This is a genomic window from Streptomyces smyrnaeus, assembly GCF_017676345.1.
GTDB lineage: Bacteria > Actinomycetota > Actinomycetes > Streptomycetales > Streptomycetaceae > Streptomyces > Streptomyces smyrnaeus.
On sequence record NZ_JAFFZM010000016.1, the window covers coordinates 18,531 to 38,101 of the forward strand.

The window sequence follows — 19,571 nt, forward strand, 5'->3', positions numbered from 1 at the left end:
GCGAGACCGTCCGTGGCTTTCACCGCGGCGTGACCACCTTGTAGTTGGCGGGCACCTGCGCGTCCGGCCGCCTCAGATACAGCGGTCGGGGCGGCAGCAGTTCCTCGCCGTGCGCCAGCCGCTCGGCAGCGAGCCGGGCGAGGGCGGTGGCCGACTGGTCGGTGGGCAGATCGGGCCGTACGCCGCGGAAGACCGACTCGTACAGCACCGCGCCGGCGCCGACGGCCGGCAGCGCGCCGATCTCCTCCTCGCGGGCCTCGATCGCGGCGGGCCGCTCCACCGCCGGGTCGGTCACCCGGGTACGGGCGTCGGCGTACCGGGCCCAGTACACCTCCTTGCGGCGCGCGTCCGTCGCCACCACGAACGGCTCCGTCAGGCCGGAGGCGTACGCGATGCCGTCCAGCGTGCACACCCCGTGCACCCGCTGGCCGAGTGCCGCCGCGAACGCCTCGGCCGTCGCCAGTCCGACCCGCAGCCCGGTGTAGGGGCCGGGGCCGACGCCGACCACCACGTCGGTGACCTCGGTGAGTTTCCGCCCCGCCTCGCTCAGCACCGCGTCGATGCAGGGCAGCAGCAGTTCACCGTGGCGGCGGGCGTCGACCTTGTGGGCGGCAGCGAGCGTGCGGTCGCCGTCCGCGTCGTGGAGGGCGACGGTGACGGCAGGCGTAGCGGTATCCAGCGCGAGCATCAACACCCGACCAGCCTACGGCGCCCACGCGGCCCGCCCTCACCCGTGCGGCCCGCCGCCCTGCTCGGGGCGCTTCCGGCCCGGCTACTTCCCCTCCTTCGGGGCTGCCTCGCCGAACGGCACGTTGACGCCGGTCAGCTCGGCGCGGATGCCCTCCTTCGCCACGAAGACCCCGCGCAGCCGCACATCACCGGGCAGCTCGGGCAGCTGGAGGTGGAGGGCGAGCTTGTCCGCGAGCTCGGGTTCCTCGATCTTCTTGAGGGCCTCGACCAGCGCCGGGTCGATCCCCATCTTCTTCAGCAGCTGCGGATGCCGGACGACGACGTCCAGCAGATTGACGCGCATCACCTTCTCGGCGAAGCGCGGTGTCCCGGTCACCCGGCGCAGCTCCCGGTCGCTGCGCCGGACCTGCTGGGCGTGCTCGGGCGTCATGCCGAACCGCTCGGCGATCGAGCGCACCCCGAACAGCGCCCGTGCCTTGTCCTTGTCGTGCTGGATGCGCTCGGCCAGCGGGCGGGACAGTCGCAGTCCCGCGTCCTTGCCGGTGCCGGGGGTGAAGCTGAACATCTCGGGGACGACCAGCCGCATGTCGTCCACGGTGGTGCCCACGCCGCGGTCGCCGGTGCGCTGCAGCTGGGCGCGGGCGCGCACCTTGACCTCGCTGCCCGCCACGGGCAGCCGTCCGGCGGCCAGCACGGTGTGGCGGCCACCCGGGGTGAACTTCACCTGGGAGGTGCCCAGCTCGCGGTCCAGGTCGTCGAAGTCGAGCAGTACGTCGCCCTTCATCCTGCCGAGCACCGCCCCTCGGACGGCGGACGGGGCGTCTCCGACGATCCGTACGTCGTCGACGGTGCCGCTGACCTGTGCGACCGACACCCGGCCCGCGGGCACATCCGGAATGGCAACTTCCACATTGTCCAGGCGGCCCCGCGCCACCTGGGTGAGGAAGGGGAAGCCGTTGATGTGCACCTCGGGACGGGCGTGCAGGCCCAGCGAGTCCTGCACCTTCTCGGCCGCCTCGTCCTCGGCGTAGAGCGCGGCCCACCGATCCCCGACCCCGAGGAAGGCCAGCAGCGCGCAGCAGGCGATGGCGAGCTTGACGGTGCGCGAGAAGCGGGAGCGACGGCGCCTGCGTACGGCACGCAGATACGGCATCCGGTCCTCGTAGGCGGGCTCGTCGTGGTCCGAGCGAAGCCCGAGGCCGCGCAGTCCGCCCTCGTAGGGGTCACCGCCCCCGTACGGGTCTCCGCCCTCGTACGGGTCACCGGGCGCGGCAACGTCCGGCGGGGCCAGCGCGGCCAGTTCGTCGTACGGGTTGGCCGGGCGGTGGGGGGTGCCCGAGTGGCCTTGCGGTTCTGGGACTTCCGGTATGGGGGTTGTGGAGTTTGTCGATGAACCGTGGGGGGTCATCGCCACATGCGAACACAAGCGCGGCTGTTACTCCAAGTTCCCCTTCCCGTCGCCCACCGGCCACTCTTCCCGCCTTTCCGCGCTGCCCGACCCGCCGTTGGCCGAGCGATGCCCGGACAGGCCGCCCGGACAGGCGCCCGGGGCGACCGTACGCGAGCCGTCCGCGCCGCGCCTGCTGCTACCGTCAATCAGAGGTCAGGCACAGGCACGAGAGGTGGCAGCGCACGGTGGCACGCAGCAGCGGCAGCAGCGCCGGAGTGATCGTGGCCGGGCTGACGGCGGCGGCCCTCGCCGTGATCGGTTTCTTCGCGTACCAGGCGTCGGCCGCGCAGGACCGCGCCGGCAAACCCTCCACCGGGAAGACGGCCGCGCCCTCCCCCGGCACCTCGGACGGGAAGAACCGCACCCCGGCCGAGAAGGACACCGCGCTGCCCACCTCCTCCGGCCAGGGCCACCGGATCGTCTACGCCCTGAAGCGGCAGCGGGTGTGGCTGGTCGGCAAGGACGGCAAGGTCACCAGGACCTATGAGGTCTTCCCCAGCACCGTCGCCCCCGAGCCGGGCACCTACAAGGTCACCTCGCGCGCCTCCCATGTGACGGGCTCGGACGGCGTCCCGATCGAGAACGTCGTACGGTTCGCCAGCGTCGACGGCGTCACGATCGGCTTCAGCGCGGCGCTGGACGGCTCGACGCCGACTCCGGACGCCTCGCGCAAGACGGGCGGCATCCGCGAGAAGCGCGAGGACGGCGAGGCGCTGTGGCTGCACGCCCCCATCGGCACCCGCGTCGTGGTGATGCGCTAGCGCGTCGTCGCCCCCCCCCGGTCGGCGCCCCCGGGCGTCGGCGGGGCCGCGCGAGCGTCAGCGGCGGCCGGAAGAGGCGTGCCGACGCCGTCGGCGGGCCGCCGCCGACTCCTCCGACTGTTCGGACTGCTCGGTCTGCGACGGCGGCCTGGAGACGACGGCCGCGGCGGCGCAGGACGCGAGCAGTTCACTCATGGGCGGGGTGCCGTGCGGGGCGCTTCCGTCGGCGGCCGCCGCCTCGTCCCGCGCAGGCACGTGCGGCGCTCGCGCCGCACGCTGCTCCGGCTTCGGTGCGGTCATGGCTCCTCCAGGGGCGTCGGCGCGGCGGCACTTAGGTATACCTAACCGCGCTCTCACCTCCCATGGGACCATGGGCCGCACCGACCGCGCAACATCTTGCCGACACCATGTCGGAACAGCGCCCGGCCGCACGCTCCACGGCCCCGGCGCACCGAGCGCGCCTAGCCGAGGGCTGCGAGGTCCTCCCGGGCCCAGCGCTCCCCCACGCCGTGGAACGTGACGGTGCGCACGTCGTCGGCGGCGGCCTGCTCGGCGTCCCCGGCGGCCTGGGCGCTCTCGCCCGTCGAGCGGGCGATGACGATGTGCAGCCGCTCCTCCGTCAGCTCCTCGACCCTGCCCTCGCCCCACTCGACGACGACGACCGACTCGGGCAGCGAGACGTCCAGATCGAGGTCCTCCATCTCCTCCAGGCCGCCGCCGAGCCGATAGGCGTCCACGTGCACCAGCGGCGGGCCGTCCGTCAGCGAGGGGTGGACGCGGGCGATGACGAAGGTGGGCGAGGTCACCGCGCCGCGCACGCCCAGGCCCTCGCCCAGCCCGCGCGTCAAGGTCGTCTTCCCGGCGCCGAGTTCACCCGTCAGCAGGACGAGGTCCCCGGCGCGCAACCGCCCGGCGAGCCGTACGCCGAGTTCGCGCATGGCCTCGGCGGTGGGCACGGTGACGGTTCTCTCGTTCCGGACACCGCCCGGGGAATCGCCCATGGGACGGTCGGGGAGGCCGCCGGGAGCGCCGTCACCCCCGGGAGGGGCGCCGGACGGAGCCGGTGGAGGCGGGACAGGATGCTGGTGGTGCGGTGCTTCCATGCGTCCGGATGGTACGCGTCAGCAGCCGGGCCAGGTGCTCGTTGACCGGCTCGGGACGCTCCAGCATGACCAGGTGACCGGTCGCCTCCAGGATGACGAACGCGGCGTTCGGCAGTGCCGCCGCGATCCGCTCGCTGTGCTCGCTGGGCGTCAGCAGATCGCGGTCCCCGGCCAGCACCAGCGCAGGCCGCCCGTCGAATCCCGACACCGCCGCGGTCTTCTCGTGCTCGGCGAAGGCCGGGTAGAACTCCGCGACCACATCCACCGGCACCGACTCGATCAGGCGCTCGGCGAAGCGCGCCACCCCCGGGTCCACCTCGCGCGGGCTGCCGAAGGAGTAGCGCTTGACCACCCCCGCGAACAGGTCGGCGGTCATCCGGCGCCCGCGCTCGACCAGGTCCGACTGCGCGGCCAGCGCCCGCAGCACCCCGGGCACCACGCGCCGCACGGCTCGCGCTCCGGCAGCCGGCAGCCCGTACGTCACCTCGGCGAGCCCGCCCGCGCTGGTGCCCAGCAGGGCGACGCCCGCGACCCGCTCGGCGACGTACTCCGGGTACTGCTCGGCCAGCGCCATCAGCGTCATACCGCCCATCGAGTGCCCCACCAGCACCACCGGCCCCTCGGGCGCGGCGGCGTCGAGCACGGCTTTCAGATCGCGGCCCAGCAGGTCGATGGAGACCGGCTCCCCGGCGGGGGCCCGACCGGAGCGGCCGTGGCTGCGCTGGTCCCAGTAGACGCAGCGCACGGCCCCGCGCAGCGCGGCCCGCTGGAAGTGCCACACGTCCTGGTTGAGGCAGTAGCCGTGCGAGAACACCACCGTCAGCGGCGGGGCCGACCTGCCGCCCCGGCCCCGCAACAGCTCGACCAGCCGCGACCAGCACCCGGCCGCCTCGCCGTCGGCGGAGTCGAGCGGGAAGTCGGCCGGTTCGTCGACCTCGTAGTACAGCTCCGTACCGTCCTCCGCCGAGGCCCGGCCCGCAGTGCCGCGCAGCGTGCCGTAGGGGCCCGCGGCATCCAGCGCCACCCGGGCCTTACGGCGTACGGCACGGTGCACCGTGAGGCGTTCGAGGGCGACACCGGCCGCGACGACCCCGAGGGCGGCGCCGGCGACACCCGCACGGCGCGTCCAGCCCGCGCCGCCCGCCGGAGCCGGTGGCCGCGCGGACTGCCCGGCCGCGCCCTCGGCGGCAGCCGCTGCCGTACGCCATGCGCTCTGGGCCGTCTGAACGGCGGTGGCGGCCTCCAGCGCCTGCTGCCCGTGCCGGAGGTACGGCGGGGACTGCGCCTGGTGCCGCGGCGGCTGCGGGAGCCGCGCGTCCCGCGCGCCGAGCGCCGCGACCGCGTTCACCGCCGCCTGTGCCCTGCTGATCTGGTCCATGACCGCCCCCGTCCGTCCGTCTGCCCGGCCCCGGTCCCGTCCGTCACCGGCTCCCGCGACCGAACACCGTGCTCGTGCGCTCGGTTCAGTCGTCGGCCTGCTCATTGGCGTATACCCGGGGGACGCGGCTGCTGATCCGGGTGACGATCTCGTAGGAGATGGTGCCCGCGGCGCGGGCCCAGTCCTCCGCGGTGGGCTCACCGTGGTCGCCGGGACCGAAGAGGACGACGCGGTCGCCCGCCGCGGCGCGGTCGCCGCCGAGATCGACGACGAACTGGTCCATGGCCACCCGGCCGGCGACCGTCCGCCACTTGCCCGCCACCAGCACCGGACCGGTACCGGAGGCGTGCCGGGGCAACCCGTCGCCGTAACCGAGCGGCACCAGCCCGAGGGTCGTCTCACCGGGAGTGATGTAGGTGTGCCCGTAGCTGACGCCGTGGTCGCCGGGGACCCGCTTGACCAGGGCGAGCGAGGCACTGAGCGTCATCACCGGCCGCAGACCGAGGCTGTCGGCCGAGCCCACCTCGGGGGACGGGGAGAGGCCGTAGACGGAGACACCGGTACGGACGAGGTCGAAGTGGGATCGGGGCAGGGTCAGCGTCGCCGGTGAGTTCGCGTGGTGCCGCACCTCGGGGTCGAGCCCGGCGCGCTCGGCGACGGCGACGGCCTCCCGGAAGGCGTCGAGCTGGGCGGCGTTGGCGGGATGGCCCGGCTCGTCGGCGCAGGCGAAGTGCGACCAGATGCCGGTGACCCGCACCGCGCCCTCCGCCTCGGCGGCCCGCGCGGCCGCCACCAGCTGGGGCCAGTCGGCGGGCTGGCAGCCGTTGCGGCCGAGCCCGGTGTCGGCCTTCAGCTGCACCCGCGCGGTGCGCCCGGTGGCGTGGGCCGCGGCGACGATCTCGTCCAGCGCCCAGGTGCCGCTCGCCGAGACGTCGATGTCCCGCTCGATCGCCTCCCGCCACGGGCCGCCCGGCGTCCACAGCCAGCACAGGATGCGGCCCCGGTCCCCGGCGTCCCGCAGCGCGATGGCCTCCTGGGGAGTGGCGGTGCCCAGCCAGCCGGCTCCCGCCTGCCGCGCGGCCCGGGCGCACGGCACCGCGCCGTGCCCGTACCCGTCCGACTTGACGACGGCCATGAGCTCGGCACGCGGCGCGTACCCGCGCAGCGCCCGTACGTTGTCCCGCAGCGCGCCGAGGTCGATCTCGGCACGTGCCCTGCCGAGATCTTCGGCCCGGAAGTCGCCATCGGAGTGCTGGTACTCGTCGTTCACCGGTTCAGTGTCGCAGGTGCCGGCCCGCGGGCGGCCCCTCAGTGGCCGGTCGCCCCGTCGATGCGCTCGCGCAGCAGGTCGGCGTGGCCGCAGTGCTGCGCGTACTCCGCGAGCAGGTGGATGAGCACCCGGCGCAGCGAGACGGGGCGGCCCGTGCGGGCGTGGGTCCCGGTGCCGTCCAGCTCCATGGCGGCGGCGATCTCGCGGGAGCGCGCGCACTCGGCGCGCCAGACGGCCAGCGCCTCGGCCGGGTCCCCGTCCAGGGAGTCGAAGTCCTGGTCGGGGTCGTCGTCCGAGTAGTACAGCAACGGCACCGCTTCGCCCGCGAGCTGGATGCGGAACCACCAGCGCTCCACCCCCGCGAGGTGCCGCAACAGCCCGTGCAGGGTCAGCCCGGAGGGCGGGACGGTGCGCTCCGACAGCGACTCGGGCGGCACACCCGTGCACTTGAGCAGCAGCGTCTCGCGGTAGTGGTCGAGGTAGCGGGTCAGCAGCTCCCGCTCGTCCCCCACCAGGGGCAGGGGCTCTCTGGGGTCGTTGGCCCACTCCTCGGCGAAAGCGGAGGGCACGCTGCCGGCGGCGCTCGGTTGGCTCATGTCAGGAGTGTGGCACCGGCCACTGACAGCGCGTCCGCCGTGCGCGGTGCGCGCGGAAAACCGGTTGCCCGCCTGCGGACAATGGCCGGCGTGACATGGACCGTTCGCCCCGAACCCGTCGAGAGCCCGGACGCCGTTGCGACCCGGGATCCGCCGCGTCCGGGTCGCCCCGCACGCCCGCAAGGGCGGCCTCGGCGGGCTGCTGGTCGCCACCGCCGAGTGCTCCGCGCTGGAGATGGGGGCGACGACCGTGCGCCTGGACACCCGCGGCGACCTGGTGGAGGCCAGGCGGATGTCGTCCCCGGGGCGCCTGATGTCCTGCCCCTGCGCCGTGTCCGGCGGCTGCGGGTTGGTTGTGGCTTGTCGCGCAGTTCCCCGCGCCCCTGAAGGGGCAGCCCCCACGCCGGGTACGCAAGCTCCGCGGGGCAAGCCCTACCCACCGCGCATCACGTCCTGCCATGCCGTGGCCAGTGCCGCGGAGACATCCGTCGCGGAGGGCGGGTCGGCCGCGAGCCGGCCGGCGAGGCCGTGCAGATAGGCGGCGGCCGAAGCGGCGTCGCGGGCGGACAGACCGGCCGCCAGCAGACCGCCCGCCAGCCCGGTCAGTACATCGCCGCTGCCCGCCGTGGCCAGCCAGCCGGTCCCGGTGGCGTTCACCCGTACCGGGGAAGGAGCGGCACCGGGCCGGGACGGCTCGGCGACCAGCGTCGTGGAGCCCTTGAGCAGCACGGTGGCCCCCGTCCGCTCCGCCAGCCCCCGTACCGCCGCCAGACGTTCGGCCTCGACCTCCTCGCGGGCCACCCCGAGCAGCGCCGCGGCCTCCCCGGCGTGCGGCGTCAGCAGGGTGGGAGCCGTACGGGCGCGAACTGCGTCCATGTCCATCAGCCGCAGCCCGTCCGCGTCGACGAGCACCGGCACCTCGGAGGCCAGCACCTCGTCGATCGCCTGCTGCGCCGCCGGTTCGTCGCCCAGTCCCGGGCCGACGGCCCAGGCCTGCACCCGCCCGGCATGCCCGGGCGGCCCCTCGCTCACGAGCGTCTCCGGGTAGCGGGAGACGACCGCTTCCGTGCCGGGCCCCACGTACCGCACGGCCCCCGCGCCGCTGCGCAGCGCGCCGGAGACGGCCAGTACGGCGGCCCCGGGATAGCGCCCGGAGCCGGCCACGACACCGACGACGCCGCGCCGGTACTTGTCGCTCTCCGCCACGGGCCTCGGCAGCAGGCGGGCCGCGTCGGCGTGCTGGAGAGCCTCCACGTCGCAGGTTTCGGGCAGGTGAGGTGCCAGACCGATGTCGATCAGCCGGACGGCGCCCGCGTACTCCCGGGCCGGGTCGATCAGCAGCCCCGGCTTGTACGCGCCGAAGGTGATGGTCGCGTCGGCGGCCAGCGCCGGGCCGGGCACCTCGCCGGTGTCGGCGTCCACCCCGCTGGGCAGGTCGACGGCGACGACCGGCACCCCGGCGTCCCGCACCAGGTCGGCCAACTCCACGGCCGCGGGCCGCAGTCCGCCCTTGCCGCCGATGCCGACGATGCCGTCCACCACCAGGTCGGCCCGCGCGATGACGTCACCGACGGGCTCGGCGACGCCCTCCACCACGGCGCCCGGCGCCACCCGCACCCTGCCCCCGGCGGCCCGCAGCGCGGCCAGCCCGCCCTCATGGGCCCGTTCGGGCGCCAGCAGCACCGCCGTCACCCCGGCCCCGCGCCGGGCCAGTCGCGCGCCCGCGTACAGCGCGTCCCCGCCGTTGTCACCGCTGCCGACGAGCAGCACCACCCGCGTCCCGTACGTCCGCCCCAGCAGCCGGCCGCAGGCCGCGGCCAGCCCGGCAGCGGCGCGCCGCATCAACGCGCCCTCGGGCAGCCGTGCCATCAGCGCCCGCTCGGCGGCACGCACGGTCTCCACGCCGTAACCAGTCCTCATGCCCCCAGTGTGGCGCCCCGCCCCGTCAGGGGCGCGGGGAGCTGCGCTCACAGCCACCGACCACCCGCAGCCCGCGACGGCGAGACAGGGGCGCCCTCGACTCAGCCGACTCAGCCCTCCGCGACGACGACGGCCGAGGCGACCCCCGCGTCGTGCGAGAGGGAGACGTGCCAGCCGCGTACCCCCAGTTCGGCGGCGCGCTCCGCCACCGTGCCGCGCACCCGCAGATAGGGCTGCCCCGAGTCGGCCGTGCACACCTCCGCGTCGGTCCACCGCAGCCCGCCCGGCGCGCCCAGCGCCTTGGCCAGTGCCTCTTTCGCGGCGAACCGGGCCGCCAGTGAGGCCACCCCGCGCCGCTCGCCGCTGGGCAGCCACAGTTCGCGGTCGACGAAGAGCCGCTCCGCCATGCTGGGCGTGCGTGCCAGGGAGGTGGCGAAGCGGTCGATCTCCGCGACGTCGATTCCCACCCCGATGATCACCGCTGTCCCACTTCCGCACACCTCACCCGCCGTCCGGTCGCCGGCACGTCGCCGACGGAGTGAGGGTACGCGCAACGTCAGGGCGTTCCCCGCGTGCTCACTCGCCCCGCGCCATCCGCTCTATGGCGTCCTCCATCAGCTCCAGGTACTCCGACTCCTCGCAGCGCGGCTTGCTGCCCATCACGTACAGCTCCAGCGAGTCCGTCAGATCCTCGGTCAGGTCCTCGTCCGGGAGCCCGTCGGTCAGATCGCTGTAGACGTGGCCTGCGTGGCCCGCCATCGGGTCGGTACCGAAGGTGCGCCGGGTACGAGGGCGGCGTATGCGACTCAAGGGGGAGGACATGGACGGAACATAGCCCCCATCGGCACATCTCGTACACCTTCTGTTCGCAGATTGTCCGACGCGACGGCATGGAAACCGCACCCGGGCCGGCGCTCGCGTTACCGGCGGTCAGCCTCCCCCCAAGATGAGCGCTGCGTGGGGCCCGCGCAGAATGGCCCCGTGTCCACGAAGCCTTACGTCGACCTCGGCCGCTCGGAGTGGAGCGCCCTGCGCGAGCGCACCCCCCTTCCCCTGACGGCCGCCGAGGTCGAGGCCCTGCGTGGGCTCGGCGACGTCATCGACCTGGAGGAAGTGCGGGACATCTATCTGCCGCTGTCCCGGCTGCTGAACCTCTATGTGGGCGCCACGCACGGACTGCGCAGGGCGCTCAACACCTTCCTCGACGATCCGCACCGCCCCGGCAGGCCCACCCCGCAGCGCGGCACCCCGTTCGTGATCGGTGTCGCGGGCAGCGTCGCCGTCGGCAAGTCCACCGTCTCCCGGCTGCTGGAGGCGCTTCTCGCCCGGTGGCCGGAGCACCCCCGCGTCGAGCGCGTGACGACGGACGGCTTCCTGCTGCCCAAGGCCGAGCTGGAGCGGCGGGGCCTGATGTCCCGCAAGGGCTTCCCCGAGTCGTACGACCGGCGGGCGCTCACCCGCTTCGTCGCCGACGTGAAGGCGGGCAAGCCGGAGGTGACCGCACCGGTCTACTCGCATCTGATCTACGACATCGTCCCGGGCGAGCGGCTGACCGTGCACCAGCCGGACATCCTCATCGTGGAGGGCCTGAACGTCCTGCAGCCCGCGCTGCCCGGCAAGGACGGCCGCACCCGGCTGGCCGTCTCCGACTACTTCGACTTCTCGGTGTACGTCGATGCCCGTACCGCCGACATCGAGCGCTGGTACCTGGAGCGGTTCCGGAAACTGCGGGAGACCGCGTTCCAGGACCCGCGCTCGTACTTCCACCGGTTCACGGACGTCTCCGAGGAGGAGGCCCTCGCCTACGCGCGCACCACCTGGCAGACCATCAACGAGCCCAACCTGCGGCAGAACATAGCCCCCACCCGTGGCCGGGCCACCCTGCAACTCCACAAGGGCCCCGACCACAAGGTGCAGCGGCTGTCACTCAGAAAGCTGTAGGCCCGAGCGCGCGGGCGTCAGCCGCCCAGCGCGCGCTTGACCACATCGGCCAGCCGCCCCGCGACGGCCCGCGCGTGCTCGATGTCCGCGGCCTCCACCATCACCCGCACCAGCGGCTCGGTCCCGGAGGGCCGCAGCAGCACGCGCCCGGTCTCCCCCAGCTCCCGCTCCGCCTCGGCGACGGCCGAAACCAGCTCGGGGGCGGTTCCCACCCGAGCCTTGTCCACGTCCGGCACGTTCACCAGCACCTGCGGCAGCCGCTCCATCACCCCGGCCAGCTCCGCCAGCGGCTTGCCGGTGGCGGCGACCCGTGCGGCCAGCATCAGCCCGGTCAAGGTCCCGTCGCCCGTCGTGGCGTGGTCGAGCACGATCACATGCCCGGACTGCTCCCCGCCGAGCGAGAACCCGCCGCGCTTCATCTCCTCCAGCACATAGCGGTCCCCGACCGCCGTCTGCACCAGTTCGAGCCCCGCGCCCTCCAGGGCCAGCTTGAAGCCGAGGTTGGACATCACCGTCGCGACGACGGTGTCCTTGCGCAGCTGCCCGGCCTCCTTCATCGCGAACGCGAGGACGGCGAGGATCTGGTCGCCGTCGACCTCGTGCCCGGCCGCGTCGACGGCCAGGCACCGGTCGGCGTCGCCGTCGTGCGCGACGCCGAAGTCCGCGCCGTGCCGTACGACGGCGTCCCGCAGCCCGGCGAGGTGGGTGGAGCCGCAGTCGTCGTTGATGTTGAGGCCGTCGGGGTCGGTCCCGATGGTGATCACGTCGGCACCGGCGCGTGCGAACGCCTCGGGCGAGACGCGGGCCGCGGCGCCGTGCGCCCCGTCGATGACGACCTTCAGCCCGTCGAGCCGGTTGGGCAGCACGCCGACCAGGTGGGCGACGTAGTTGTCGAAGCCCTCGTCGTAGTCCTTGACCCGGCCGACCCCGGCCCCGGTGGGCCGCGCCCACGGCTCACCGGCGGCGTGCTCGCGGTGGAGGGCCTCGATACGGTCCTCCAGCTCGTCGGCGAGCTTGTGGCCGCCGCGGGCGAAGAACTTGATGCCGTTGTCCGGCATGGGGTTGTGGCTGGCCGACAGCATCACGCCCAGGTCGGCACCGAGCGAGCCGGTCAGATAGGCGACGGCGGGTGTCGGGAGCACGCCCACCCGCAGCACATCGACCCCGGCGCTGGCCAGCCCGGCCACGACGGCGGCCTCCAGGAACTCGCCGGAGGCCCGCGGGTCCCGCCCGACGACCGCGACCGGCCGGGAGCCTTCCCGGGCCGCCTCGGCGCCCGTCCGCGCTTCGGTGAGCACATGTGCCGCCGCGACGGACAGCCCGAGCGCCAGCTCGGCCGTCAGCCCCTCATTGGCGACGCCACGTACGCCGTCGGTACCGAAGAGTCGTGCCACAGTCGTTCCTCCGAGTTCTGGGGGCGTTCTCCGGGGATTCACCGGGCGGGCCCGGGTGGGCCCGGCACACCAGGTATACGCCCCGATGTCAGCGTGACGGCGCGTGCGCCACCGTCACAAGACCGGGTGTCGGGCCGCACACCGCACGGTGGGCCCGAACGACCGATGCCCCGCCGGCACCGAGGTGAGGTGCCGACGGGGCATCCGGACTGCAGTCTTTCCGCTCCAGCGAGCGCCGGGTCAGCGCTTGCTGTACTGCGTGCCCTTGCGGGCCTTCTTGAGACCGGCCTTCTTGCGCTCGACCGCACGGGCGTCACGCGTGAGGAAACCGGCCTTCTTGAGCGGGCCGCGGTTGTTGTCCACGTCCGCCTCGTTCAGCGCACGGGCCACACCGAGGCGCAGGGCGCCCGCCTGGCCCGAGATGCCGCCACCGGAGATACGGGCGACCACGTCGTAGCGGTCGTCCAGCTCCAGGACCTTGAACGGCTCGTTGACTTCCTGCTGGTGCACCTTGTTCGGGAAGTAGCCCTCAAGGGTGCGACCGTTGATCTTCCACTGACCGGAGCCCGGGATGATCCGGACGCGGGCGATGGCGTTCTTGCGGCGACCGGTGCCGGCGGCCGGCTGCGGGTCGCCGAAACGGGAGGCGAGGGACTCGGAGGTGTACTCCTCCGGGGCCTCGGGGGTCTCGGTCGTGTACTCCTCGACGCCCTCGACGGGGGTCTCAGCGGTGGTCTCGGCCACGATTCTCCTCAGCTTCTCTTCAGTCGTAGGGGGTGGCCGGACTTACTGCGCGACCTGGCTGATCTCGAACGGCACGGGCTGCTGCGCACCGTGAGGGTGCTGGTCGCCCGCGTAGACCTTCAGCTTCGAGAGCATCTGACGGCCCAGGGAGTTCTTCGGGAGCATGCCCTTGACGGCCTTCTCGACGGCCTTCTCCGGGTTCTTGTCCAGCAGCTCGTCGTAGCGGACGGAACGCAGACCACCCGGGTAACCGGAGTGGCGGTACGCCATCTTCTGGGTCCGCTTGTTGCCCGAGAGGTGCACCTTGTCGGCGTTGATGATGATGACGAAGTCACCGGTGTCGACGTGAGGCGCGTACACGGGCTTGTGCTTACCCCGCAGAAGGGTGGCGGCCTGGGAGGCCAGACGGCCGAGGACGACGTCCTGGGCGTCGATGACGTGCCACTGGCGCTGAATGTCGCCAGGCTTGGGGCTGTACGTACGCACGGTCGTAGCCTTCGCTTCTTCAGTGATTGGGTCCTGACAGGGCCAACCAGGCAGATCACGACAGGCAAGATCGCATGCGGTGACGCATCCGCATGCGATCGCTGGTCATCGACCGGTAGGCCGGTGTATAGCCCCCCACGTGAGAACAGGCAAGCCAATACACACAACGAACCAGCACGATACCGGCGCGCACCACCCACGGTCAAAACGGGAGACGACCCCTCCACCCCTGCTCCCGGGGCGGACCAGCGGCGGGAGCGGAAGCCGGGACGGCCCTGCCCCCGTTCGCCGGACCGGCTGAACACGCCTGCCTTTCACCCGCTGCCTGGCTTCACCCGCCGCCCACCTTTCACCTGCGGGCGGTGGACCGAGGGCGTGAGGCGACTATACGGACCGGTGGGTTGACTCCCGGGCGGTCGACTGGTCTCCTGGGTAGACCGATCGGTCTACCTGAGGAGCGGCGATGAAGGCTGTACTGCTGACGCGCTACGGCGGACCGGAGGCGTTGGAGTTCCGGGCGGACGTCCCGGATCCGGTGCCGGGGCCCGGGGAAGTACGGGTGCGGGTGCGGGCGGCGTCGCTGAACAACACGGACATCTGGACCCGCGAGGGCGCCTACGGATCCTCGGACGACCCGGACGCGCAGACCGGATGGCGTCGGTCGTCGTTCAGCTTCCCGCGCATCCAGGGCGCCGACGTGGCCGGGGAGATCGACCAGGTGGGCCCCGGAGTGCCCGAGGCACGGGTGGGCGAGCGGGTGCTGGTCGATCCGATGATCTACGACGGCGGAGAGATGGCCCTGGTCACCACCGACTATCTCGGCAGCGAGCGGGACGGAGGCTTCGCCGAGCTGGTGACCGTGCCGGCGCACAACGTGCACTCCGTCGGTGACGCCCTGTCGTTCGCGGAGCTGGCGACACTGCCGACTGCCGCCACCACGGCCATGCGCATGCTCGGGCGCGCGGGACTGCGGGCCGGTGAGACGGTGCTGGTGACCGGCGCCTCCGGCGGGGTGGGGACCTCGCTCGTGCAGATCGCCAAGGCCCGCGGGGCCAGGGTGGTGGCGGTCGCCGGGGCCGCCAAGCACGCGGCACTCCGGGAGCTCGGTGCGGACGAGGTCGTCGCCCGGGACGCCGAACTCCCCAGCGCGCTGGCCGCCGTCGGGGTCGGGGAGGTCGATGTCGTCGCCGACGTGGTGGCGGGCCCGTCCTTCGGCGACCTGCTGGGGGTCCTCGCTCCGCTGGGCCGCTACGTCGTCGCGGGCGCCATCGCCGGACCGCTGGTCGAGACCGACCTGCGGACGGTCTACCTGCGCCAGCTCACCCTGCTCGGGTCGTCGTTCGGCACGCACGAGGACTTCGCCTCGGTGGTCGACCTGGTCGGGCGCGGGATGTTCCGTCCGCTGGTGGCAGGCCGCTACCCGTTGGCCCAGCTCGCGACCGCGCAGGAGCACTTCGTGTCCAAGGACTTCGTCGGCAAACTGGTGGTGGAGCCGTGAGCCCGCGCGGGAGCGGGCATGAAGGTCTGCTCGGCTTCCGGGCGCTGACCTTCGATGTCGTCGGGACACTGATCGACTTCGAGGCCGGCATCGTGGAGTGTGTCCGCCGGGTGGCAGGGCCGGACGGCTCGCAGCGGAGCGACGAGGAGATTCTCCGGGCGTTCGGCGCCGCGGAGGACGAGCAGCAGCAGCGCACGCCCGCGATGCCGTTCACACAGATGCTGGACCCGATCTCGGCGCGGCTGGCGGCCCACCTCGGCCTGCCCGCCCTGGACGGCCGGGGAGCGCCGAGCCCGCTGCGCCTGTCCATCGCGGCGTGGCCGGCCTTTCCCGACGCCCGGGAGGCACTGGCCGCACTCCACCGCCGGTTCCGGCTGGTCGCTGTGACCAACGCGGACAACGCCGCCGCGCGGGCGATGAGCAGCACGCTCGGGGGCCCCTTCGACGATGTGGTCACCGCCGAGGACGTCGGGGTCAACAAGCCGGATCCGCAGGTGTTCGCCTACTGCCAGGGCCGGCTGGGGACGCTCGACATCGCGCGCTCCGAGGTGCTGCACGTGGCGCAGAGCCAGTACCACGACATCGGAGTGGCGCGGCAGCTCGGGTATGCGACGTGCTGGATCGAGCGGCGCCGGGGCCGCGCCGGGTCCGGCGCCACTCCACCGCCGCGCTCCGTCACCGCACCCGACCACCACTTCGGCACGCTCGCCGAGCTCGCCGCAGCGGTGGAAGAAGCCCCGGCCCCGGCCCCGGAGCGGTGACCGGCGAGGCGAGACCCCGCCCCCGCAGACAGCCCTCGCCAGGCCCCCCTCACCGCGCCCGCGCCACCCGGCCCTCGTCCCACACCGGCTCTGCCACCTCACGGACCCGCCCGTCGGCGCCGAACACCACGAAGCGATCGAAGGCACGGGCGAACCAGCGGTCGTGCGTCACCGCCATCACCGTCCCCTCGAACCGCTCCAGCCCCTCCTGCAAGGCCTCGGCCGACTCGAGGTCCAGGTTGTCCGTCGGCTCGTCCAGCAGCAGTGCGGTCGCGCCCGCCAGCTCCAGCAGCAGGATCTGGAAGCGGGCCTGCTGGCCGCCGGAGAGGCGGCCGAAGGGGAGCTGGGCCTGCCGGGTCAGCTCGTAGCGCCGCAGTGCCGACATCGCGGCGCCGCGGTCGTGGGCGTGCTCCTTCCAGAGGATGTCCAGGAGGGTGCGGCCCTCCAGCTCGGGGTGGGAGTGGGTCTGCGCGAAATGGCCGGGCACCACACGGGCCCCCAGCTTCCAGTGCCCCGTGTGGGCGACCTCGCCGCCCGCCAGCAGCCGCAGGAAGTGGGACTTGCCGGAGCCGTTGGAGCCCAGCACCGCGACCCGCTCGCCGTAGAAGACCTCCAGGTCGAAGGGGCGCATCAGCCCCGTCAGCTCCAGCCCCTCGCAGGTGACGGCGCGTACCCCCGTACGGCCGCCGCGCAGCCGCATCCGGATGTCCTGCTCGCGCGGCGGCTCCAGCGGCGGGCCGGCCTCCTCGAACTTCTGCAGCCGGGTGCGGGCCGCCTGCAGCCGGGAGGCCATGTCGGAGTTGAACGCGGCCTTCTGCTTGTACATGACGACCAGCCGCTTGAGCTTCGCGTGCTCCTCGTCCCAGCGCCGCCGCAGCTCCTCGAACCGCGCGAACCGCTCCTTGCGCGCCTCGTGGTACGTCGCGAAGCCGCCCCCGTGCACCCATACGTCGCTGCCCGCGGCCCCCGGCTCCACACTGATGATGCGGTCCGCCGCGCGGGCCAGCAGTTCACGGTCGTGGGAGATGAACAGCACCGTCTTGGCCGTCTCGCGCAGCCGCCCCTCCAGCCACCGCTTGCCGGGGACGTCCAGATAGTTGTCGGGTTCGTCCAGCAGCAGCACCTCGTCACTGCCGCGCAGCAGCGACTCCAGTACGAGCCGCTTCTGCTCACCCCCGGACAGGGTGCGCACCTGCCGCCACTGGGCCTTTTCGTAGGGGACGCCCAGCGCGGCGGTCGTGCACATGTCCCACAGCGTCTCCGCCTCGTACCCGCGCGCCTCGGCCCAGTCGGCGAGCGCCTGCGCGTACCGCAGCTGCGCGGCCTCGTCGTCGACGGTCATCACCGCGTACTCGGCCTCGTCCACGGCCTGCGCGGCAGCCCGGATGCGGGGGTGTGCCACCGAGACCAGCAGGTCACGCACCGTGCTCTCGTCCCGTACGCTCCCCACGAACTGCGGCATCACCCCCAGCCCGCCGCTGACCGTGACCGTCCCGCCGTCCGGTTTCAGCTCCCCCGCGATCAGTCGCAACAGCGTCGTCTTACCCGCCCCGTTGGCTCCCACCAGCGCCACCGAGGCGCCCTCGCCCACCCGCAGCGACGCGTCGTCGAAGAGCGCTCGTCCGTCCGGCAGGTAGTAGGCAAGATGCGCCACCTCGACATGTCCCATGGCCGCAATCATCACGTTCTGACCACGCCCGAACCAAGCGAATATCGCGCGCAATAAGATGCGTCCATGAGCTTTGGGCAGGGGGGACCCGGGTGGGGTTCCCAAGGCGGACCCGACTGGAACTCCGGTGGCGACCCCGGGGACTGGAACTCCGGGAGTCCCGGCGGCTCGGCACCCGACTGGGCGGCGCTCGCGGAACAGGCCGAACGCAGCCGCGCCCGGCGCCGCCGTTGGCTGATGGCGGGCGGCGGAGCACTGGCGACCGCCGCCGTCGCGGGCATCGTCGCCGTGGCCGTCGTCAACGAGGACGGCTCGCAGGGCGCCTCCGACAAGCCCTCCGAGTCCCTGCCCGCCGAGGAGGACGTGCCCTCCCCCGATCCGAAGCCGACCTTCAAGGACCAGCCGCCGCCCCCGCCGCCGCCCAGGGACTTCATCTCCGACGTCAAGCGGGACAAGGCGCCGCTCAGCGCCAAGACGCTGTATCCGACCCAGCGTGTCACCATCAACGGCCGGTCCTACAAGCTCACCAAGACGGCCACCAGCAAGAACTGCGCCGAGGCCGCCCATGCGGGCCTGGGCCCGGTGCTGACCCGCAACAACTGCACCGCCCTCTACCGCGCCACCTACACCAACGAGGGCCTCGCCGTTACCGTCGGCATCGCCGCCTTCAAGGACGCCAAGACCGCCGAGAAGGTCAAGAAGGAGTACCAGCCCAACCTGGTCGCGCTCCCCGGCGGCGGCGTCCCCGACTTCTGCCGCACGGTCACCTGCCGCACCACGGCCAACTCACTCGGCCGCTACGCCTACTTCACCATCGCCGGCCGCACCAACGGCCAACCCTCCGACGCGAGCGACAAGAAGGCGCAGCAGGCCGCCCTCGACGGCTCCAACTACGCCTATGCCCGGGTCCTCCAGCGCGGCAAGGACCAGTCGGAGGCGGCCGCGAAGTCCCCGGAGGGCGGTTCCCCGAAGGCCCGTCAGGACGGCTGACCGGGGACCGCTCGCTCAGCAGCAGCCGGCGCCCGCGCCGCCGCCCGACGGCAGGGTCGCCACGCCCGGCAGCGTCCGCTTGTTGCGGGAGGCCAGATTGCGGGCCTCCAGTTCGGAGTCCGCGGGGTAGGCGACCTCCTCCAGGGTGAGACCGTGCGGGCGTACGACGTGCACGGCCGAGTCCCGTACGCCCACCGCGAGCACCTTGGCGGGCCACTCGGCGGGCCGGTGGCCGTCGCCGACGAAGAGCATGGCTCCCACCAGGGAGCGGACCATGTTGTGGCAGAACGCGTCCGCCTGCACCGTCGCCTCCAGTACGCCGTCCGGGCGGCGCACCCACTCCAGCCGCTGCAGCGTACGGATGGTCGTGGCGCCCTCGCGCTTCTTGCAGTACGCGGCGAAGTCGTGCTCCCCCAGCAGCCCCCGGGCCGCCTCGTTCATGGCGTCGAGGTCCAGCGGCCAGTTGTGCCACAGCACATGGCCGCGCAGCAGCGGATCGACGCCGCCCGGGTGGTCGGTCACGCGGTACGCGTAGCGGCGCCAGACCGCCGAGAAGCGCGCGTCGAAGTGCGGGGGCGCCTCGCTCAGCCGCCACACCCGCACGTCCATCGGCAACCGGCCCGCGAGGCGGCGCAGCAGATGCTCACCGTGCTCGGCCCACACCCCGGCCGGCAGATCGACGTGCGCCACCTGCCCGCGCGCGTGCACCCCCGCGTCGGTACGCCCGGCGACGGTCAGCTCCGGCGTCACCTCCTGCCGCAGGACGACGCGCAGCGCCTCCTCGATCTCCCCCTGGACCGTCCGCTGCCCGCGCTGCCGCGCCCACCCGGAGAACTGCCGCCCGTCGTAGGCCAGGTCCAACCGAATCCGCACCAGGTCACTCACGGTGTCACTCACCGTCCGATCCTCTCATTCCGCTC

Annotated in this window: 20 protein-coding genes; 5 read left to right on the forward strand and 15 right to left on the reverse strand. The window is 73.2% G+C overall.

Annotated features, from left to right (window positions below; all coding sequences use genetic code 11):
* Positions 1 to 19: 19 nt before the first annotated feature.
* Together tsaB and JW613_RS24330 are read right to left on the reverse strand one after the other, a co-directional pair.
* Positions 20 to 694, reverse strand: coding sequence for a tRNA (adenosine(37)-N6)-threonylcarbamoyltransferase complex dimerization subunit type 1 TsaB (gene tsaB / locus JW613_RS24325; RefSeq protein ID WP_307866023.1), 675 nt, complete (start codon positions 692 to 694; stop codon positions 20 to 22).
* Between the two features lie 78 nt (positions 695 to 772).
* Positions 773 to 2,098, reverse strand: coding sequence for an LmeA family phospholipid-binding protein (locus JW613_RS24330; protein ID WP_209213092.1), 1,326 nt, complete (start codon positions 2,096 to 2,098; stop codon positions 773 to 775).
* 227 nt (positions 2,099 to 2,325) lie between these two features.
* On the opposite strand from JW613_RS24330, the gene JW613_RS24335 reads away from it, so the two are divergent.
* A complete protein-coding gene (locus JW613_RS24335; protein ID WP_209213093.1) occupies positions 2,326 to 2,901 on the forward strand; it encodes a L,D-transpeptidase in 576 nt (191 codons plus the stop codon).
* A 57-nt stretch (positions 2,902 to 2,958) separates the two neighbouring features.
* Here the strand turns inward: JW613_RS24335 and JW613_RS24340 are convergent, their stop codons facing one another.
* The 8 genes from JW613_RS24340 to JW613_RS24375 all read right to left on the reverse strand — a co-directional run bounded on the left by JW613_RS24340 (position 2,959) and on the right by JW613_RS24375 (position 9,990).
* Positions 2,959 to 3,201 (reverse strand): hypothetical protein, encoded by a 243-nt coding sequence (locus JW613_RS24340; RefSeq protein ID WP_099883505.1) that lies wholly within the window; start codon positions 3,199 to 3,201, stop codon positions 2,959 to 2,961.
* Positions 3,202 to 3,362: 161 nt separating this feature from the next.
* Complete coding sequence (tsaE, locus tag JW613_RS24345; protein WP_209213094.1) at positions 3,363 to 4,004, reverse strand: tRNA (adenosine(37)-N6)-threonylcarbamoyltransferase complex ATPase subunit type 1 TsaE; 642 nt, start codon at positions 4,002 to 4,004, stop codon at positions 3,363 to 3,365.
* The gene (locus tag JW613_RS24350; protein ID WP_245226231.1) at positions 3,934 to 5,382 is read right to left on the reverse strand and encodes an alpha/beta hydrolase; all 1,449 of its coding nucleotides are present in this window, start codon (positions 5,380 to 5,382) and stop codon (positions 3,934 to 3,936) included. Before JW613_RS24350 ends, tsaE begins: the two co-directional genes overlap by 71 nt.
* 85 nt (positions 5,383 to 5,467) lie before the next feature.
* Positions 5,468 to 6,652, reverse strand: coding sequence for an alanine racemase (gene alr, locus JW613_RS24355; RefSeq protein WP_209213095.1), 1,185 nt, complete (start codon positions 6,650 to 6,652; stop codon positions 5,468 to 5,470).
* A 38-nt stretch (positions 6,653 to 6,690) separates the two neighbouring features.
* Positions 6,691 to 7,248: a DinB family protein gene (locus tag JW613_RS24360; RefSeq protein ID WP_209213096.1), complete on the reverse strand. Its 558-nt coding sequence runs from the start codon at positions 7,246 to 7,248 to the stop codon at positions 6,691 to 6,693.
* 432 nt (positions 7,249 to 7,680) lie between these two features.
* Entirely contained in the window at positions 7,681 to 9,168 is a 1,488-nt protein-coding gene (locus JW613_RS24365) for an NAD(P)H-hydrate dehydratase (protein WP_209213097.1), read from the reverse strand.
* A gap of 110 nt (positions 9,169 to 9,278) precedes the next feature.
* Positions 9,279 to 9,647 carry a holo-ACP synthase gene (locus tag JW613_RS24370; RefSeq protein WP_209213098.1) on the reverse strand — a complete coding sequence of 123 codons (369 nt, stop codon included), beginning with the start codon at positions 9,645 to 9,647 and terminating at the stop codon, positions 9,279 to 9,281.
* 97 nt (positions 9,648 to 9,744) lie between these two features.
* Positions 9,745 to 9,990, reverse strand: coding sequence for a hypothetical protein (locus tag JW613_RS24375; RefSeq protein ID WP_099883498.1), 246 nt, complete (start codon positions 9,988 to 9,990; stop codon positions 9,745 to 9,747).
* A gap of 159 nt (positions 9,991 to 10,149) precedes the next feature.
* On the opposite strand from JW613_RS24375, the gene coaA reads away from it, so the two are divergent.
* A complete protein-coding gene (gene coaA, locus JW613_RS24380) occupies positions 10,150 to 11,109 on the forward strand; it encodes a type I pantothenate kinase (RefSeq protein ID WP_209213099.1) in 960 nt (319 codons plus the stop codon).
* A gap of 17 nt (positions 11,110 to 11,126) precedes the next feature.
* Here the strand turns inward: coaA and glmM are convergent, their stop codons facing one another.
* The 3 genes from glmM to rplM form a co-directional block, all read right to left on the reverse strand.
* Positions 11,127 to 12,503, reverse strand: coding sequence for a phosphoglucosamine mutase (gene glmM / locus JW613_RS24385; RefSeq protein ID WP_209213100.1), 1,377 nt, complete (start codon positions 12,501 to 12,503; stop codon positions 11,127 to 11,129).
* Between the two features lie 240 nt (positions 12,504 to 12,743).
* Positions 12,744 to 13,247 carry a 30S ribosomal protein S9 gene (gene rpsI, locus JW613_RS24390; RefSeq protein ID WP_099883495.1) on the reverse strand — a complete coding sequence of 168 codons (504 nt, stop codon included), beginning with the start codon at positions 13,245 to 13,247 and terminating at the stop codon, positions 12,744 to 12,746.
* Positions 13,248 to 13,289: 42 nt separating this feature from the next.
* A complete protein-coding gene (rplM, locus tag JW613_RS24395; protein WP_099883494.1) occupies positions 13,290 to 13,733 on the reverse strand; it encodes a 50S ribosomal protein L13 in 444 nt (147 codons plus the stop codon).
* A 463-nt stretch (positions 13,734 to 14,196) separates the two neighbouring features.
* Between rplM and JW613_RS24400 the strand changes: the two genes are divergently transcribed.
* Together JW613_RS24400 and JW613_RS24405 are read left to right on the forward strand one after the other, a co-directional pair.
* Positions 14,197 to 15,231, forward strand: a complete 1,035-nt coding sequence (locus JW613_RS24400) for a zinc-binding dehydrogenase (protein ID WP_209213101.1) — start codon at positions 14,197 to 14,199, stop codon at positions 15,229 to 15,231.
* Positions 15,228 to 15,992, forward strand: coding sequence for an HAD-IA family hydrolase (locus tag JW613_RS24405; RefSeq protein ID WP_209213102.1), 765 nt, complete (start codon positions 15,228 to 15,230; stop codon positions 15,990 to 15,992). The genes JW613_RS24400 and JW613_RS24405 overlap by 4 nt, the downstream gene beginning before the upstream one ends.
* A gap of 49 nt (positions 15,993 to 16,041) precedes the next feature.
* On the opposite strand, the gene JW613_RS24410 is transcribed toward JW613_RS24405, so the two are convergent.
* Positions 16,042 to 17,661, reverse strand: coding sequence for an ABC-F family ATP-binding cassette domain-containing protein (locus JW613_RS24410; RefSeq protein ID WP_209213103.1), 1,620 nt, complete (start codon positions 17,659 to 17,661; stop codon positions 16,042 to 16,044).
* Between the two features lie 66 nt (positions 17,662 to 17,727).
* Here JW613_RS24410 and JW613_RS24415 point away from each other — a divergent pair, with 66 nt between their 5' ends.
* Entirely contained in the window at positions 17,728 to 18,651 is a 924-nt protein-coding gene (locus JW613_RS24415; protein ID WP_209213104.1) for a hypothetical protein, read from the forward strand.
* A 15-nt stretch (positions 18,652 to 18,666) separates the two neighbouring features.
* On the opposite strand, the gene truA is transcribed toward JW613_RS24415, so the two are convergent.
* Complete coding sequence (gene truA, locus JW613_RS24420) at positions 18,667 to 19,548, reverse strand: tRNA pseudouridine(38-40) synthase TruA (protein WP_209213105.1); 882 nt, start codon at positions 19,546 to 19,548, stop codon at positions 18,667 to 18,669.
* Positions 19,549 to 19,571: the final 23 nt, after the last annotated feature.

Coding starts and splice junctions, on each gene's coding strand:
- JW613_RS24330 (WP_209213092.1), bottom strand. CDS start 2,098: ATGACCCCCCACGGTTCATCGACAAACTCCACAACCCCCATACCGGAA.
- JW613_RS24340 (WP_099883505.1), bottom strand. CDS start 3,201: ATGACCGCACCGAAGCCGGAGCAGCGTGCGGCGCGAGCGCCGCACGTG.
- tsaE (WP_209213094.1), bottom strand. CDS start 4,004: ATGGAAGCACCGCACCACCAGCATCCTGTCCCGCCTCCACCGGCTCCG.
- JW613_RS24350 (WP_245226231.1), bottom strand. CDS start 5,382: ATGGACCAGATCAGCAGGGCACAGGCGGCGGTGAACGCGGTCGCGGCG.
- JW613_RS24360 (WP_209213096.1), bottom strand. CDS start 7,248: ATGAGCCAACCGAGCGCCGCCGGCAGCGTGCCCTCCGCTTTCGCCGAG.
- JW613_RS24365 (WP_209213097.1), bottom strand. CDS start 9,168: ATGAGGACTGGTTACGGCGTGGAGACCGTGCGTGCCGCCGAGCGGGCG.
- JW613_RS24375 (WP_099883498.1), bottom strand. CDS start 9,990: ATGTCCTCCCCCTTGAGTCGCATACGCCGCCCTCGTACCCGGCGCACC.
- JW613_RS24400 (WP_209213101.1), top strand. CDS start 14,197: ATGAAGGCTGTACTGCTGACGCGCTACGGCGGACCGGAGGCGTTGGAG.
- JW613_RS24410 (WP_209213103.1), bottom strand. CDS start 17,661: ATGGGACATGTCGAGGTGGCGCATCTTGCCTACTACCTGCCGGACGGA.
- JW613_RS24415 (WP_209213104.1), top strand. CDS start 17,728: ATGAGCTTTGGGCAGGGGGGACCCGGGTGGGGTTCCCAAGGCGGACCC.